The organism is Coprococcus sp. AF16-5, from assembly GCF_003479365.1.
GTDB classification, from domain to species: Bacteria; Bacillota; Clostridia; order Lachnospirales; family Lachnospiraceae; genus Coprococcus; species Coprococcus aceti.
Map to the genome: position 1 here is coordinate 25,077 of NZ_QUGZ01000001.1, position 18,899 is coordinate 43,975.

At 44.6% G+C, this 18,899-nt stretch carries 11 protein-coding genes; 10 read left to right on the plus strand and 1 reads right to left on the minus strand.

Going from position 1 to position 18,899, the window contains the following annotated elements; translation table 11 throughout:
* Window positions 1–73: 73 nt before the first annotated feature.
* The 3 genes from DWW70_RS00110 to yajC all read left to right on the plus strand — a co-directional run bounded on the left by DWW70_RS00110 (window position 74) and on the right by yajC (window position 3,558).
* Window positions 74–1,720 carry a S1C family serine protease gene (locus DWW70_RS00110; protein ID WP_243017625.1) on the plus strand — a complete coding sequence of 549 codons (1,647 nt, stop codon included), beginning with the start codon at window positions 74–76 and terminating at the stop codon, window positions 1,718–1,720.
* A 310-nt stretch (window positions 1,721–2,030) separates the two neighbouring features.
* Window positions 2,031–3,164, plus strand: a complete 1,134-nt coding sequence (gene tgt, locus DWW70_RS00115) for a tRNA guanosine(34) transglycosylase Tgt (protein WP_015533107.1) — start codon at window positions 2,031–2,033, stop codon at window positions 3,162–3,164.
* 19 nt (window positions 3,165–3,183) lie between these two features.
* A complete protein-coding gene (gene yajC / locus DWW70_RS00120; RefSeq protein ID WP_015533108.1) occupies window positions 3,184–3,558 on the plus strand; it encodes a preprotein translocase subunit YajC in 375 nt (124 codons plus the stop codon).
* A gap of 35 nt (window positions 3,559–3,593) precedes the next feature.
* On the opposite strand, the gene DWW70_RS00125 is transcribed toward yajC, so the two are convergent.
* The gene (locus tag DWW70_RS00125) at window positions 3,594–4,511 is read right to left on the minus strand and encodes a PHP domain-containing protein (RefSeq protein ID WP_022216212.1); all 918 of its coding nucleotides are present in this window, start codon (window positions 4,509–4,511) and stop codon (window positions 3,594–3,596) included.
* A 356-nt stretch (window positions 4,512–4,867) separates the two neighbouring features.
* Between DWW70_RS00125 and DWW70_RS00130 the strand changes: the two genes are divergently transcribed.
* The 7 genes from DWW70_RS00130 to DWW70_RS00160 all read left to right on the plus strand — a co-directional run bounded on the left by DWW70_RS00130 (window position 4,868) and on the right by DWW70_RS00160 (window position 18,846).
* Window positions 4,868–5,569 carry an iron-sulfur cluster assembly scaffold protein gene (locus tag DWW70_RS00130; protein WP_004853825.1) on the plus strand — a complete coding sequence of 234 codons (702 nt, stop codon included), beginning with the start codon at window positions 4,868–4,870 and terminating at the stop codon, window positions 5,567–5,569.
* Window positions 5,570–5,598: 29 nt separating this feature from the next.
* Window positions 5,599–6,609: a GGGtGRT protein gene (locus DWW70_RS00135; protein WP_004853826.1), complete on the plus strand. Its 1,011-nt coding sequence runs from the start codon at window positions 5,599–5,601 to the stop codon at window positions 6,607–6,609.
* Between the two features lie 761 nt (window positions 6,610–7,370).
* Complete coding sequence (locus DWW70_RS00140; protein WP_118649047.1) at window positions 7,371–7,655, plus strand: hypothetical protein; 285 nt, start codon at window positions 7,371–7,373, stop codon at window positions 7,653–7,655.
* A 376-nt stretch (window positions 7,656–8,031) separates the two neighbouring features.
* The gene (locus DWW70_RS00145; protein ID WP_055224206.1) at window positions 8,032–8,355 is read left to right on the plus strand and encodes a hypothetical protein; all 324 of its coding nucleotides are present in this window, start codon (window positions 8,032–8,034) and stop codon (window positions 8,353–8,355) included.
* Window positions 8,356–8,485: 130 nt separating this feature from the next.
* A complete protein-coding gene (locus tag DWW70_RS00150) occupies window positions 8,486–9,478 on the plus strand; it encodes a GH25 family lysozyme (RefSeq protein WP_118649048.1) in 993 nt (330 codons plus the stop codon).
* Window positions 9,479–9,655: 177 nt separating this feature from the next.
* Window positions 9,656–10,354: a zinc metallopeptidase gene (locus DWW70_RS00155; RefSeq protein WP_015533113.1), complete on the plus strand. Its 699-nt coding sequence runs from the start codon at window positions 9,656–9,658 to the stop codon at window positions 10,352–10,354.
* A 188-nt stretch (window positions 10,355–10,542) separates the two neighbouring features.
* Entirely contained in the window at window positions 10,543–18,846 is an 8,304-nt protein-coding gene (locus tag DWW70_RS00160; protein ID WP_147360125.1) for a leucine-rich repeat protein, read from the plus strand.
* Window positions 18,847–18,899 lie beyond the last annotated feature (53 nt).

Below are 18,899 nucleotides of genomic sequence, written 5' to 3' on the forward strand. Positions count from 1 at the left end.
GTAACAACTGTAAGAAAGAGAAAGGTACCGATTACAGGAATTAAGATAATAAAGATGCGAAAGGATGATAGAGATGGAACAGGAAAACAAGAACCAGATGAATGGAAATAGTGGTCAGGCACCACAGCAGGATGGTCTGTATCATTACAGCTATATGAACAATAGAGGAGATTCAAGATTTGACAGACCTTCAACAAATGCTTCACAGCAGACACAGAATGTTCAGGGAACACAGTCAGCGCAGAACAATCAGACAGCCGGTGTACAAGGCTCGGCACAGAACGCTCAGACTGCCGGCGCACAGAGTTCATCGCAGAATGCTCAAACAGCCGGTACACAGAACGCTTCATATTCAGGCTTCCAGAGAAATGTAAATGGCATGGAAGCATGGTATGACAGCCAGAGAATGAATCAGGGTTATCAGAATCAGGCAGGCAATCCAATGAACAATATGGGAACAGGAAAGCCTTCAGATAACAATATGAGACAGAAGAAGGCAAAAGATAAGAAGCCAAAGAACAGGAAGAGCGGATTTGGCAAGAAGGCAGCAGGTGTGGTTGCAGCGGCTGTTGTATTCGGACTTGTGGCAGGCGTTGTATTCCAGGGGGTCAGATATGGATCGGATAAGCTTCTCGGCAAAGATTCGCAGACCACAACAGAGCAGAGTGCTGAGGGTTCAACAGAGAACAATGCACCACAGCTCAAGCAGGCATCATCAGACACGACAAGTACAGTGTACGATGTGTCAACGGTTGCCAAGAAGGTTATGCCTTCCATCGTATCGATCACAGGAACATACGTAACAACATATGATTACTGGTTCAATTCATATCAGCAGGAGTCAACAGGAGCCGGTTCAGGTATCATCATCGGCAAGGATGACCAGTACCTGTATCTTGCAACTAATTATCATGTGGTACAGAATGCTAAGTCACTGTCAGTTACATTTGTCGATGACAAGAGTGCAGATGCGGTGGTAAAGGGATACGTTGAGAACAATGATATAGCAGTTGTCACAGTTAAGCTTTCGGACATATCGGATGACACTTTGAATGAGATAAAGGAGATTCAGGTAGGTTCATCGGATGATCTTGCAGTTGGTGATCCGTGCGTGGCAATCGGAAATGCACTTGGATATGGACAGTCAGTTACAGTTGGATATATAAGCGCACTTAACAGAGAGATAAGTGCTTCAGATGAGACAGTAAAGGTACTTCAGACAGATGCAGCCATCAACCCTGGTAACAGTGGTGGTGCCCTTGTCAACATGCAGGGCGAGCTGATCGGTATCAACACAGCCAAGTATTCAGATACAAGCGTTGAGGGTATGGGCTATGCACTTCCTATATCAGATGTACAGGATATAATCAATGACCTGATAGCAGGCAAGAATGTGTCAAATGATGGAACAACATCAGGACAGGCTTACCTCGGTATATCTGCCCAGACCATCACAAGCCAGTACGCACAGCTCCTGAACATGCCTGAGGGTGTATATATATCATCAGTTGAGCAGGGTTCAGCAGCAGAGGAGTGTGGACTCCAGTCAGGAGATATCATTTGCAGCCTTGACGGTGAGGACATAGCAGATATGGAGACATTCCACGACAAGATCGTGGCCTGCAATCCTGGCGATAAGGTATCTATCGTATACTACAGAAACAACAATGGTAACTACGAGAAGCAGACTGCTACAGCTACGCTGAAGGAGAAGCAGTGATAAGTCAGATAATTCAGTGGTGATTTAGCACGGAGCTAACAGAACTGAAAGTCTATATATTGATATAACGGCACCTGTAAGTGAAATTACAGGTGCCGTTTTGTATGTAAGATATGTGGCTGTCAAAATTGTAATCTGTCTGCATTGTATCGGAAGTCTTCGTATTCATCCGGTATGCGGTCAAGTTCGGCGGTAAATGCCTGTGGATTGTAAATTTGCTTGCAAATATACTTTAAATGGTGCATTATAAAGAGTACGCTAAAGTATAGCGTAAGATTCGGAAGAATGAAAAAGAAAGGTTTACATAACAATGTACAAAATACTTTGTAAGGATGGAAGGGCAAAGAGAGCTGAATTTCAGACTGTTCACGGAACAGTGCAGACACCTCTGTTCATGAATGTTGGAACGGCAGCAGCCATAAAGGGAGCTGTGGCAACAACGGATCTCAAGGACATAGGATGTCAGATCGAGCTGTCAAATACATATCATCTCCATGTGAGACCTGGGGATAAGATAGTCAAGCAGATGGGCGGTTTACATAAGTTTATGTACTGGGACAGACCGATACTCACTGATTCAGGCGGATTCCAGGTATTCTCCCTGGCGGGACTCAGGAAGATCAAGGAGGAGGGCGTAACCTTCAATTCCCATGTCGATGGACGCAAGATATTCATGGGACCTGAGGAGAGCATGCAGATACAGTCGAATCTGGCATCTACAATAGCCATGGCATTTGACGAGTGTGCCCCTGCACTGGCTGACAGACAGTATGTGGAGAACTCGGTGGCAAGAACCGCCAGATGGCTTGTCAGATGTAAGAATGAGATGGAGAGACTTAACAGTCTGCCGGATACGATCAACAAGAATCAGCTATTGTTTGGAATCAATCAGGGTGCCATATACGAGGATATCAGAATAGATCACGCCAAGAGAATCAGCGAGCTTGATCTTCCGGGATATGCCATAGGAGGACTTGCAGTAGGAGAGACAGCAGAGCAGATGTACCACATACTCGATGTGACCGTTCCGTATCTGCCTGAGGACAGACCGACATACCTCATGGGTGTTGGAACCCCTGCAAATATACTTGAGGCGGTCGACAGAGGTGTTGATTTCTTCGATTGCGTATATCCATCCAGAAATGGACGACACGCCCATGTGTACACGAAGCATGGCAAGATGAATCTCAAGAATGCGAGATTTGAGACAGACGACAGACCTATAGAGGAGGGCTGCGGATGCCCTGCATGCCAGCACTATAGCAGAGCGTACATCAGACACCTGCTCAAGGCAAATGAAATGCTCGGTATGAGATTTTGCGTCTTGCATAATTTGTATTTTTATAATAATATGATGAAAGACATCAGAGAGGCTATAGAAGAAGGAAGATATCAGTCATATAAGAAATCGATGCTTGAGAGCCTTGCTGGTGGAGAAGAGTAATCAAAAAGGAGACCAGAGAATGAATTCACTTTCAACAATTTTATCATCGTCAACAGGAACACAGGCCAGTGGCGGTTCATCAGTTATGTTTATTGTTGTATATATTGCCATATTTGCTGCAATCATTTACTTCATGATGATCAGACCACAGAAGAAGCAGAAGGCCAAGACAGACCAGATGCTTTCACAGATGGAGCCTGGTGATAATATCATGACAACCAGTGGTTTCTACGGAACCATCCTTGATGTGGTTGATGATTCAACTATCATCGTAGAGTTTGGTAACAACAAGAACTGTCGTATACCGATGCACAAGAGCGCTGTTGCAGAGCTTGAGAAGCAGGGATCATCAACAGTCACAGATGATGATAAGGATAAGAAGTCAAAGATATAATAAAGGTATCATCAGAGTAAATAAAAAAGCGGTCATTATACAGTGACCGCTTTTTTTATATCCTGAAATACAGCTTCCGTGATCCGAAGGCCGCCCCTTCCGGTTCCCACGGATATGTCGGGTTTGGCTGCGCCGTGGAAGTCGGAACCTCCTGATATGAGGAGCCCGTGTTTTCTGGCGATCTCCCTAAGCCTTCCGGATTCATAGGCATTGTTGGAAGAGTGGTAGACCTCAAGCCCTGAAAGGCCATATGGCTTCAGTTCTTCAAGCATGTCCTCTATCTGTTTATATCCAAATCCGTATATGAGGGGGTGGGCGATGAAGGCAGCCTTGCCGTAGGTTCTTATGAGTCTTATGGCATCGGCGGCCGGTATGTCTGGTGTTGGAATGTAATATTTGCATTTCTTGCCCAGATACTTTTTGAACGCCTGGTTCATGTCCCTGCATACGCCTTCGGCTATGAGAATTCTGGCAAAATGAGCTCTTGTGACGACAGTATCAGGATTGCCATGCTGCAGCTTCTCCATGGTCATGTCTATTCCGTCGGCGCGGAATCTCTCACACATCTGCTCGTTTCGATCGTATCTGGCCTGTTTGATGGCGGCAAGACGGGAGATGAGCTCAGGGTTCTTGTAGTCCATATAGAAGCCCAGAATGTGGATCTCCACACCGTTGTAGATGGCTGACATCTCTATGCCGGGAACTACCTCGATATGATGGTCACTGCTGTCAGAAAAGCCAGAGCAGTTGGTGGAATCACTGTTCTGGATCGGAGGAAGAGTGCTGTTCCAGTTATCTGCATATGTGATTGCATCTGCTACGCCGTCCACTGTGTCGTGGTCGGTTATGGCGATCGCTGCAAGATTCCTGTCAATGGCAAGCTGGCACACCTCTGATGGGGTGCAGGAGCCGTCGGAAGCGGTGGTGTGAAGGTGCATATCTATAAATCTCATGTTGAAAACCTCCGTTTTTATTTTTTATATCATGTATCTGAGCAGCGCCTGAAGCGGCGCATGTCTGGGGGAAATGTGCTCTGACAGAAGTATTGTATATCAGATAAATACATATGTTCAAGTGAATATTGTTACGGTCAAATGATATAAGCGGACATATGAACCCTGACAACTGTGCCTTGTTAAAAACTTTCTCAATAAGGCGCGCTGTACTTGATAAAGTACACGCAAATGCGACAAAAATTTTCAATAAGCTATGGACTTCATAACTGTTTTGTGAGAAAATACCACTGATGGTTTGAATTAGAGAATTCGGAACCGCTTTTAAGAATTCATATTTTGAAAGGAGTTTCACAATGATTTACACTAAGGAAGTTGAAAACATGTGCCCTGTAGCAAAGGGTGCAAAGCATGAGCCAGCTCCTATCCCAGAAGAAGGAAAGTGGGTTTACTCAAAGGAAATCAAAGACATCTCTGGTTTTACACATGGTGTAGGCTGGTGTGCACCACAGCAGGGTGCCTGCAAGCTTTCACTTAACGTAAAAGAGGGTGTTATCGAGGAGGCTCTTGTCGAGACTATTGGATGTTCAGGTATGACACATTCAGCAGCTATGGCAGCTGAGATTCTTCAGGGTAAGACAATCCTTGAGGCTCTCAACACTGACCTTGTGTGCGATGCTATCAATACAGCAATGAGAGAGTTATTCCTTCAGATCGTATACGGACGTACACAGAGTGCATTCTCAGATGACGGACTTGCAGTTGGTGCCGGACTTGAGGATCTTGGAAAGGGTCTTCGTTCACAGGTTGGTACAATGTATGCAACAAAGGCTAAGGGTGTTCGTTACCTTGAGATGGCAGAGGGCTATGTAACAGGAATAGCACTTGATGCAGATGACGAAGTTATCGGATATCAGTTCGTTTCTCTTGGAAAGATGACTGACTTTATCAAGAAGGGTGATGACCCTAACACAGCTTGGGAGAAGGCTTCAGGTTCATACGGACGTGTTAAGCCAGAGCAGGGCGCTGTTAAGATCATCGATCCACGTAAAGAGTAGTCGGAAATAGAGGAAAGGAGAACGAGACAATGGCATTATTTGAATCATATGAAAGAAGAATAGACCAGATAAACGCTGTACTTAACAGCTATGGAATCAGCTCAATCGAAGAAGCTGAGAAGATCACAAAGGACGCTGGACTTGACGTTTACAATCAGGTAAAGGGTATTCAGCCAATTTGTTTTGAGAATGCTTGCTGGGCATATACAGTAGGTGCAGCAATCGCAATCAAGAAGGGATGCAGAAAGGCAGCAGACGCAGCAGCAGCTATCGGCGAGGGTCTTCAGGCATTCTGTATACCAGGTTCTGTTGCAGATCATCGTAAGGTTGGTCTTGGACATGGTAACCTTGGTAAGATGTTACTTGAGGAGGAGACAGAGTGCTTCTGTTTCTTAGCAGGTCATGAGTCATTTGCAGCAGCTGAGGGTGCTATCGGTATCGCTGAGAAGGCTAACAAGGTTCGTAAAAAACCTCTTAGAGTTATCCTTAACGGTCTTGGTAAGGATGCAGCTCAGATCATCTCAAGAATCAATGGATTTACATATGTTGAGACAAAGTATGACTACAAGAAGGCTGAGCTCAATGTAGTATACGAGAAGGCATATTCAGATGGTATTCGTGCAACAGTTAAGTGCTACGGCGCTGACGATGTTCAGGAAGGTGTTGCTATCATGCACAAGGAGAACGTTGGTGTATCTATCACAGGTAACTCAACAAACCCTACACGTTTCCAGCATCCAGTTGCAGGTACATACAAGAAGGAGTGTATCGAGCAGGGTAAGAAGTACTTCTCAGTAGCATCAGGCGGTGGTACAGGACGTACACTTCACCCAGATAACATGGCAGCAGGTCCTGCTTCATACGGTATGACAGATACTCTCGGACGTATGCACAGTGATGCACAGTTCGCTGGTTCATCATCAGTTCCTGCACACGTAGAGATGATGGGACTTATCGGAATGGGTAACAACCCTATGGTTGGTGCTACAGTTGCTGTAGCTGTTTCCGTAGAGGAAGCTGCTAACGCTGGTAAGTTCTAAGTAAAAACCTAGTATTTAAACGGTTTAGAGGGCTTTTAGAGAGATCTAAAGGCTCTCTATTTTTTTGATTTTTAAATTCTTTGAAGGTTGAAATCAATTTTGATGAATACAAATTTGGCATGCTTGTATATTATGATGATGACAGCCATACATATGAAATATTGCTTTGATATTCAGCATTAGTTGGAAAACGGGAGTTGCTAAGGAATTTTACAGCAACTCTTTTGTTTTATTTTGTCAAGACTTGTTTTATATTTATTCGGTATTATAATTGCCTTACATATCAAATGGAAGGGGTGATTAAAATGGATAGAACTATAGTAGTAGAATATTTTGATGGCGAGAAGAAAGTAAAAAAAGTTATAATTTTAAAATAATCTCGCGAAAAATTGCCTTATACGCGCATTTGTGAAAATCTATTGACTTATGGTTGATTTAGGGCTAAAGTGTGGCTACCAATCGGAAGAAAAAACAGTAGGCAGCAATATAGATTGACACATAAAATATTTGACAGCACATTTAAAAAGATACTTACGCACTCCTGAGAATATAGCGTCGTTGAAAAGCCTCATAAAAACAGATATAATGGGTAGCATAGATAAGAATATTGAACTTGGAAATATAACACTTGAGGATGGGCACAGCTTTATGGCAACTCGGAAAGAGGTTGAATTAATATCCCGATTTCAGAGAAAAGGCCTATATCAATGAATTCTGAGAATTATATATAAGACATTTGAAATAAACAAGGAGGGCATGAGATGGGCATTTATTTTAATCCAAGTAATGACAGTTTTACAAAGGACAAGAATAGTGAATTGTATCTTGATAAGACAGGTCTGCTTGAATATCTGAACAGAGTTATATGTACAAATGCTAATTGTATCAGTGTCAGTCATGCCAGACGATTTGGTAAGTCCCATGCGGCATTTGATCTTGCACTTCAGAATTTTATTTTTGACAAACGTCAAAAATATTGTATAATATACTTAACAAGACAGCCGAGCGATAGATACGTCCTATCCGTCCGGCAAAAACCATTTTAAGATGAAACACCTCATAGCTTAGTCGGCTGAGGTGTTTTTCTTATTTTCTATGATTCAGAATTGTCACAATAAGTATCGCAACGGTTAATATAACCATGAATTCCTCATATGTACTCATAAGGCACCACTCCCTTCCAAGACTCGAACGGATATGGTGTAACACTCCTCGGCTGCCCGGTTAAATACATTATTCTATTTTCATACAGAAGTAATTTTGATATATATACATTTTGGAGATTCCTATATAACGTAAAACACCTCGCATTAACGCGAGGTTGGATTTAAAAAGAGATTTAAGAACACAATAATATTTTATAACCACATACCACCTTCCGGAATACATTAAACTATATCATGGACAAGGAGGTGAATACGCATGGACAGATTCGCAGTATATCTTGTAGTTGTTGCGGTTCTTTGCACTTTGATATCGGTAATAACGGAATTTACGAAAGAGGTAGGAGTGCTGAAGAAGATCCCTACCTCTTTTCAGGTTCTGATCACCAGTGTCATTGTGTGTGAGGTGGGACTTTTTGTTGGACTATCATTTTATCACATAGCATTTGTGTGGTATTATCCTGTGGCTGCGTTTTTCGGGGCATTTGTCATTGCGATTATATGTAGCCGGGGATGGGACTACCTGATATCGATATTCAAGCGGTTTTACAATGGCGGAGATAAGGAAAAGTGGCATGAATAAAGGCGTCATGACAGTGGCACATGTAATACGAGACAGATAAGTATAAGTTCGGAATAATGATCCTAAGATTGTCTCCTGATTCAATGTCTGGAATATTATATACAGACAAAAGAATTCAGGAGACAATTTTATGGCTTCTAATAAGGTTCCATTAAAGGGCTACATGGATGGTATAGATATATCAGCGTGGCAGGATACTATAGATATAACCAAGGTGCCTTGTGACTTTGTGATAGTGAAAGCTACGGAGGGCACGGACTACAAGAACAGGTATTTTGCAAAGCACTGTGACCAGGCGATGAAAGCGGGAAAACTCCTGGGGGCATTCCATTATGCAAATGGTGGCGATCCCCACAGTGAGGCTGAGTATTTCATAGCATACAGTAAGAAATATGTGGGCAAGGCGATACTTGTCCTTGACTGGGAGGGGCGGAATAATCCTCAGTTTGGCAGAAGTGACAGAGCGTGGTGCAAAGAGTGGTGTGATCATGTATACAGAAAAACCGGTGTTAAGCCCCTGATCTATATCCAGAAGAGCGCCATGGACAATGTAAAGGGCCTGGGCTACAGGCTGTGGGTCGCTCAGTATCCTGATTATGAGCAGACTGGATATCAGGAGCATCCGTGGAATGAGGGGCAGTATGATTGTTCTATCAGGCAATACACTTCTGTAGGCCGGCTTCCGGGGTATGAAGGAAATCTTGACCTGAACAAGTCTTATATAGACAAAGCGACATGGAGAAAATGTGCTGCGATAAAGACTGGCAGTGATAAGGGAAAAACGAAAGGGAAAGGCTCTGACAGCAATAGCGGGAAAAGTAATTATAAGAATAGAAAAAAGAAAAGCATAGATGTGATCGCGAAGGAAGTCATAGCGGGCAGATGGGGGAACGGCGAGGATCGAAAAAAGAGATTAAAAACGGCGGGATATGATTACGATAAAGTTCAGGAGAAGGTGAACGCTATAGTGAAATTCTCACAGAAGAAATCTATTGACGAGATAGCCAGAGAGGTCATAGCCGGCGACTGGGGAAATGGCGATGACAGAAAGAACAGGCTGAAGAAGGCAGGGTATGATCATGTCAAGGTGCAGAATAAGGTAAATGAGATGCTTGGCAGATAGCTGCAGGTAAATGACATAAGAAAAATGGCAGGAAAACGAAGTATAAAATTAGTTCCGGCAAAAATGAAATTTATATGAAGAATCATCCACACCTGTTGACGAAGCGCAATATATACTATAGGATAGTGGAAAACAAAAGCCCCCGTCAGGGATACATGAAAGGAAAAGGTGATATATATGCCATATTATGGATTTTATTTTGACCCAACATATCTGTTGGTTCTCATAGGCGTGGTGCTCTGCATGATAGCGTCGGCAAGAGTCAAGACCACATACAAGAAGTATGAGAAGGTGGGATCGCGGTCAGGCTACACAGCGGACCAGGTCGCATACATGATACTCAGGAATGCGGGGATAACGGATGTGTCAATACATCACATCTCAGGAGATCTGACTGATAATTACAATCCTAAGGAGCATACGCTCAATCTGTCGGACAGCGTGTATGGTTCCAGATCCATCGCAGCGATAGGCGTGGCAGCCCATGAGTGCGGACATGCCATACAGCATGCAAATGCATATGCACCGCTCACCATAAGGTCAGCCATCATTCCAGCGGCAAATATAGGCTCAGCCATATCATGGCCGCTCATACTTATAGGACTTCTCATTCCGAGGGTTGATTACCTTATAACACTCGGAATCATATTGTTCTCACTGGTTGTTGTCCTACAGTTTGTGACACTTCCGGTGGAGTTCAATGCATCGAGAAGAGCCATGGCGATACTGGAGGGCAGCGGGTATCTCTATCCGGATGAACTCAAGGGTGCAAGAAGTGTACTCACAGCGGCAGCTATGACATATGTGGCAGCCATGGTATCAGCATCACTTCAGTTGCTCAGACTTGTATTATTGTTTGGCAACAGGAGAAGATAGCGGAATTATAACAGAAAATATAAAAATGCATAAAAAAGTCTTGTGAATTTGTTGATAGTATTTGCAACTTTGCTATGGTAAAATGGTTAAAGTGGCAAAAATCTACATATTTGCAAGACTTTTTCTGCTATAGTGCACAATTATAGCGGGAATGGTCTGCGAAACAATTAATTAAGGGAGGGTAATTGATGAGAAAGAGAAGGCTACGAGGAGGTATAACGGCCTTGTCGGTGCTTGCTGCTATTGGCATGGCATCGGGAATAACGGCATTTGCGGCGGACGGAACACAGTCTGAAGCTGCGAATACGGGAAAGGGGCTGGAGTATGTATATGAGTCGTCAGGCTCTACACCATCAGGTGTCACGCTCAACGGCAATTCGGTAATCATAAAGCAGTCGCCGAATTCCACTGACAGCGAGCAGTTATTAAATATTTACAATGACAAAGACAGGGATGGAATCCTTGATGAGGGCGAGGAAGCTTTCGCATTGGATGGAAGCACGGACATACAATATGGCAATATATATGGAATCTATCATGGTAATGGCAGTTCGCCGATCTCCATAACCATAGACGGTGCTGAACTGCCTGTTGTATATGGAGCATTTGAGAGCACTGTTGAGACTCCGGAGAACATGACTGCGGTAACTATCAGTGTGAAGGGCGACGCGGCAGTTGAAAGTCTGTATGGACTTTTCAGGACATATTGTACTGGTGGTGTACTGATAGACACGGAGAAGTCAGTTAAGATAAAGACGCTCTATGGTCTCAGCACATCGACCATAGATGGAGACATCACGGAGAATATCAATTATAGCTGTGACGGCAACACATTTGTCACACTGGCTACAGATGGATATTACACAGGAAAGGCATACACTATAAATGGCGATGCAGTGTTCAATATGAAAGGAGCCAGCGCCAATTCAGTGTATCTCGTGCAGAATGGAGCTGTGCTCAGTAAGACACTGACGGCCAAGGTGACTGACTCCAAGGTAGACAGCCTGAACGGAGTTTCCCAGGGGGCAAAGGTTGATGGTGACGTGAGCCTTACATTTGACGGAATATCAGCCGTAAAGGATGGAAGAAGTGCCAGTGTATATGGTGCGTCAAGTGCGACTATCCTTGGAAATCTGGACCTTAAGCTGAAAAGCCAGTCTGGATCAGAGATGTCTGTGTATGGCACCAATAATACAAATATAAAGGGAAATGTAAATGTCAGCATTGATGGCTCAGGAGCAAAGTTCAACACCATATATGGAATGTATGGCGGTATGCTGGGCGGAAGGGCTGATATAGATATAAAGAACTGCGCTGCCGGTTACACAACATGTGGCATGAATTCGGTTTCGTTCAGTCAGACTCAGCCGGAGGAAGAAGGAACATATACGTATACTGTGAACATGGGGAATATCACTGGCGCCAGCGGCAGGGTATATGGAATTTCAAATTGTTCCGGCATCACTTCTGCCAGCGTTGTAATGAAGGCTGTGGCAACAACAGATACATTAAATGGCATGTATCTGAGCACAGGTGTAAAAGGTGATATAAAGGCAGAGCTTTACAACTGTAATGCAGCCTATGTAAAAGCTCTGGAGCTGTCAAATGTGACGGTAAATGGTTCTGTAGATGCCATAGTTTCGGGCTGTAGCATTACGAGATCTCTGAATGTAGAGCAGGGCGGAAGCATCAGTAAGGATCTTAACATAAGCGTCAGCAACGTTATCAGCAGTTCAGCACAGCTTGTATACGGCGGTAGCTGTCTGGGAAATATGACGGTCAATGTGGATGGCATGAATGATGAATCCATAGTAGACGAAAATGGCAATCCGCTTGTGAACTCGTATGAATACGCGGGCAGCGACATGTTTACCATGATGGGCAACTTTGCACTGGCAGGGGAACTCAAGGCGGATATAGCAAAGATACATTTTGCAAAATGTGGACTCGCCGGAGGTGATTACAGTTGCGGAAATATCGGAACAAAGGTTGACATAACGTTGTCAGACAGCAGTATAAATGGACTGGCGGGAAATAATATTTTCTATCTGGCAAATGAGAGCTATTCCGGTTCAACCGAGAATACAGTTCCTGTTGATATAAAGATCAACAACACAGATTTTACAAATGCAGACGGAATAAGCTTCCAGATGTATATAGGTAATAACAAGGATGCAAAAGTTACATTTGATGACAAGTGCAGTATGCCGGAGAAGTATTATATGGCTCCAAGCATGAATACCACCGGCTCATCTGTTATAACCTATGGACAGAATATATATTATGGCGGACAGAATCTTGTGATAGACAAGGATGTAACTGCTGACAATATTTACTTTGGTAACTTCACAGAGAACGGAAGCCAGGGCAATGCCGTGATCGTTATCAACAAGGGGGTAACGGTAACTGCAAATGAGGGTATATATGCAGCAGGCGGTTCAAACATACTCCACAGTGGAATCCTCAAGGGAACATTTAAGGCGACTGATGGGTATCTGCCAAATATATTCTCAAAGGGGGGCGTAATAGAGGACTCGGCTGTAGGGGATGTTGCAAATGTAAATTATTCATTGGATGTTGTGTCCAACGAGAAGGCCGCAACGTACACCATGACAGGCAAGACGTCACAGTATATTGATCCTGATGGTACATATGTCAAGGGCGGCGCAGATGTCAAGATAACACCGACCGTGAACAAGGGATATATTCTTGACAAGGTGACCTTCAGAGGTCAGAGCGACACAGCGGAAAATTCAGCGGTTGAAGCAAATGGCGTGTACACGTTCAGCATGCCGAACGAGCCTTGTACAGTGACGATCGCAACGACAGGAAAGCAGATCGTGGTATCCAAGACAACTGTTGATCCATCGGCACTGCTTGGAAAAGAATACACGGCAGCTTCACCTCTCTATGACATGGCAGATCTTGTCATATCAAACGACGCAAGAGAGGGCGAGGTCACATACGAGATCGACGAGACAAATGGACTTCCTGAGGGACTCTCATTGATCGATGGCAAGGTTGTCGGAACGGCAAGCAAGCTTTATGAAGATGGAAAGAATGTCATAGTACATGTGACAGGAAGAAATGGTTCAAAGGCACAGCTCTCACTGAATGTGATCGTCTCAAATGAGGAGAAGAAGCAGGACAACCAGGATGGCCGAATCGTAGTTGACGAGGATGAGAAGACTATATGTCTCAACGTAACATCGGTGGTCATCCAGGCAAAGGACGACACAGAGACAGAGATATACGTGGACGACAATCAGGATGGACAGGCAGATGGCAAGACACCTCTGTACACCGGAGATCTGTCGGAGTACACGATAACAGGTGTCGAGGACAACGCCATAAGACGAAATATCAGGATCACCATGACGGGGGGAAATGTAAAAGCAATATACGGTGCAAAGGATTCAGAGCTTTCATATAAAGGCGGCGATGCGGTGAGTATAAATATCCGTGGTGGTAAGGCAGCAACTATGTATGTTCTGTCGAATTCAACCGTGGATGGAACCATAGCATATGAGATCGCAGAGAACACTGTAGATAAGGGCGGATTTGCAGCGGATACAACATCAAAATATACCGGTGCATTCATGAGAAACAGCAAGGATATCGTAACTATCAGAGGAACCTACGTTGTGAATAAGAAGCTCACGGCAATGGCTCTGATAATCTATGACAGTGCGGCAGTTGATGTAAATGCTCCTGTTGAGGTAACGGATTATGTGTCACTGAACGAGAGATCATCCGCAGTATTTAACGATACGCTGACCGCTGACAGGCTTGGTTATTCAAAGTATGCCAAGGCAGTTGTGAATGGAGATACGAAGCTTGCGGCTCTCAATATGACACAGTATGACACGACACTCACAATAGGCGAGGATGCGCTGTTTGATGTGGGCAAGGTCAACATGACATCAGGCTGGGCAAGAGTATATCAGAAGGGTACGCTCAAGTGTCCTTCAGACCAGTTCAGCAACACAGGTGTGTGGGTGGCAGCAGGAAAATTTGCAGATGATATAGATGCCAGCGGCTGGACAGGAGTGTATTACAGCTATGCAGGCGGCTCAACAAACATGGACAACACATCAGCAAAATTGGCTGCACAGTCATATGTAGTTGAATATGAGAATGTCAAATATGTTGCCTGCAAACAGGCGATCACAGTTAGCTATACCGATGTGCCGGGTTACACAGCCTATGTGTCGGCAAATGGCGGCGAGCCGGTACAGGGAAGCAACGGAAGTGCAAAGGTGACAGGCCCGGATTCATCTATGTCTATTGTAGTGGATTATGTGGCAGACCAGATAGACATCAGTAAGGAATACGCAGATCCGATTCTGGCGGCGGAGACCAAGTACACAGCGGATTCACCAGCGTACGATCTCACGATCCTCAAGGTTACAGGAGATACCACAAAGAATTATGGAACTGACATGCAGTACAGATTGAAGAGCGGTTCGACACTTCCATCAGGACTTGTGCTTGAGTCGGGTAAGATAACAGGAACAGCCAAGAATGCAGGTGAAAGCACAGTAGTATTTGTCATAACAGGACGAAATGGAACACCGGTTGATTTCCCAGTGGTATTCAAGGTACTGCCGGCAGGCACGGAGATACCTGATATCAACAAGCTTGGTGTATCTGTGAACACAGAGGATAAGACCATTGATCTCGGTGGAAATTCAGCAGTGATAATAGTTGATCCGTCGGATAGCAGCAAGAGCTCAGTATATCTGGATGCTGATCATAATGGAGTGGCAGACGACAACAGACCACTCAGAATAGACCAAGAGGTTACATATGATCTGTCAGGCTACAGCATATCAGGCTATACGGACACAGCAAATAAATACACCGGTGACATATCGGTGACACTCAGAAGCGGAAATGTCGGCAATATATGTGCTGCGGGTTCAACTGACAGCAAGGCAGACCGAGTGACGATAGATGGAAATGTAACCATGACGATCATGAGCGGTTATGTGTCAGGCACTGTAGCTGCGGCAGGAAACGCTGATGTCAAGACAGTGACCTTCGCGGCAGAGGACGGAAGAGCAGGAAGCGTGGTATACGGTGCGTACAATACAAATGCGGAGAAGGTAGACTTCACATTTGCAAAGTCTGCACAGATGTACACACCGAAATCAACCAAGTCTGAGAATATGTATGTTACATCGGGTGGATCAGTATCCGGTGATGTGGATATAAGAGTTGGTATAACTGATCATTACAATACATTTATATACGGTGCGGATTACATGAACAAGCGCTCCTACTTCAACGGAGTGTCGGGAACAGCCGTATCCGGAAATGTGAACTGTGTGGTTGATGGAAGATGGTGCGCTGAGAAGTGCAACAACTTTGTCCAGCAGTCAGATGTGAAGGGAGATCTGTATGCCGAGATAAAGTCAGGAGAACTCAGAAAAAATGACGTCAACAATGAGCATAGCAAGGCATTGGTATTTAACTATGGTCACAGCATTGGAAATATATACGTCAAGGCAGGAACAGAGGGCGCTGTCACAGGTGACTTTGTACTTGCGGCAGGCGGTAAGGTTGGCAAGGTAGAGTATGTAGACGAGAATGCAAAGTCCACAGCTACTGTAAAGGGCACCGCTGACAATTACCAGGTTGAGAGTCTGGGTTCACTGTATATGTCTCTCGCCGGCAAATTAACTATAGGCGGAGACTACACACTTGACAGAGAGGTGGAGGTAAAACAGCTTGAGATCCTCAAGGATTCAAAGCTGACCATCGCCGAGGGCGCAGCTCTTACAAATACATCGACAGCGACAGTTACCGGTGATGTTGAGAACCTTGGCACATGGAATGTGGACGGCGCTCTGACTATGACAGGATCACTGGTCAACAGAGGTGCATGGAATCTGAAAGGAAATGTTCAGGCTTCAGCAACAGTAGATAACTACGGAGAGATCACAGCCACAAATAGTGAGAGACTCACGCTGAATACAAATGCAAAGCTCATCAATAGAGCTGATGCACAGTTTACATTTGGCAACCTCACAAACAGTGCAATGATCGTAAACTATGGTAATATGAAGCAGCTTGCATATACGTCAAGTCTTGGAAGCGGAAGCATACTCACCACAGTGATCCCGGATATGGTGTACGCACTGAAAAATTACAGCGTCATTTTCTACAAGCTTGATGTGGATTATCCTGCATATTGCTTCAAGGATGGCGATGCAAAGATAGAGAAGAGTTCATCGGCAACAAGATGTCAGAAGAAGTCAGGTGTTGACGGTGACGATGCACTCTATATACAGGGTGGCAAGTCGTTCTACATCACAATAGACGGTGAGCCGATAGATGGAATGGCGGTGGATTCAGTTGTATTTGGACCGGATGACACAGCCATGACTACAAGTAACAACCGTCTCTGGAGCGGCGTCATGACATATGAGCCGGCAACAGTTACGGTAAATATGGCAAAGCAGGAGGCCGTAAATATAACTCTTGCAAAGACAGAGGATACAGTTAAGGCGCAGGTTGGAAAGACAACCACAAAGGATGAGCCATTATATGATCTGACAGCCATAGAGATCCAGAATGATGAAGCTGTGGACAACGGATATGTGTTATACTCCCTTGCAAAGGGACAGACACTTCCGGCAGGACTTGTGATATACGATGGAAAGGTATATGGAACGCCGAAGACTGCAAGTGCTGAGGCACAGACAGTCAAGTTCACGGTGAGAGGACAGAATCAGACAGTGGCTGAGTTCACACTGATCATATCCAGCGTGGAGAAGGGAATACCTTCATTTACTGCCGGAAAGGCGGGCGACGCATATGCCGGCAAGACCCTTGCGGATGTGGAGCTTCCAACATCGGCAGCAGGAAAGTACATGTGGGCAGATGGAACACAGCAGGTAGGAAAGGCCGGAACAAGCGAGACCTACGATGCATACTTTGTTCCAGACGACACAGCAAACTATGACTGGAGCAAGATCGATGCAGCAGAGGGAACATATGAGGAACTGGAAGACGGAAGTGTGAGAATTGCAGTGAAGCTTTCAGTGTATGTGAGAAAGCAGGATCCTGTATTTACAGTTCCTGAGAATGTCACAGCTACATACGGAGACACTGTTGGCAAGATACTCCTGCCTGAGACAGCAGGTGGAATGTTCATCTGGGAGAATGCAGATGAATCTGTGGGAGAGGTTGGAACAAAGACTTTCCTTGCAACATTTGTACCTGAAGATGAGGATGTATACGAGAGAGCAGAGCATGTGGAGATAACTGTTCAGATTCTTCCTGCAAATGCAGTATTTACTCAGGCGATAGATTCACTGAGTGCTAAGGAGAATATGACTCTTGCAGACATAGAGCTTCCAGAGCGCGAGGATGGAGTATACACATGGTATACAGACAGAACGACAAAGGTTGAGGATGGCAATACATACAAGCTTTGTTTCAAGCCTGCGGACACAGTAAATTATGACTGGACATCAGTTACAGGATGGAACAGGGCTTACAATGGAGTTGTATTCAATGTAAAGATCACCATCGAGAAAGAGCCGGAGCAGCATGTACACGATTACGGCAATAAGTACAAGAGCGACAGCAGATCTCACTGGTATCAGTGCTCATGTGGAGAGAAGTCAGGCCTGGCAAATCACACATGGGACAAGGGCGCGATAACGACCAAGCCTACAGACACAGCGGCAGGTAAGAAGACATTTACCTGTACCAAGTGTGGATACAAGCGTTATGAGTCAGTAGCTGCCCTTGGAATAGACATAGGAAATTCCAAGAACAATGTGGTCGTAAGCGGTATAGAAAAGAATGGATATACATACACAGGATCATCTATCACTGTTAAATCGCTTGCGCTGAGGAGAGGCAAAACAACACTGAAGAATGGTGTGGATTACACCGTACAGTACAAGAACAACAAGAATATCGGTACAGCGACAGTAAAGATCACTGGTAAGGGTAATTACAGAGGCTCCGTCAGCAAGACATTTGCTATCAAGGCTGGCAAGGGCAAGATATATAAAGTTGCGCAGAAGGGCGTGCCTGGCTATCTGAAATACAAGGTGACAAATGCCGCTTCAAATGGCAAGGGAACAGTGACACTTGTTGGAAGTACAAGCAAGAAGAGCGACAAGAAGTTCAAGTCACTCACGGTTGCATCCAGTGTCAAGATCGGTGGAGTGAACTTCAATGTTACGGCTGTAGGAGCGAAAGCATTTACAGGACGCAAATATCTCACCACAGTTGTGATCGGAGGAAACGTTAAGACCATAGGCGGTGCAGCATTCAGCAAGTGTGGAAAGCTTGGAAAAGTTACCATAAAGTCTACAAGGATAACGACTATCGGTAAGAATGCTTTCCGGGGTGTCAAGAGCAATGTGAAGATATATCTTCCTAAGAAGAAATATGACGCATATGCAAAGAAGCTCAAGGCGAAGGGAATGAACACTCCTAAGAAAGCTGTATACAAAAAGTCAAAATAAATGAAATGCGTTGATGTGTTGGCGGGACAGTCACAGATGATGTGGCTGTCCTG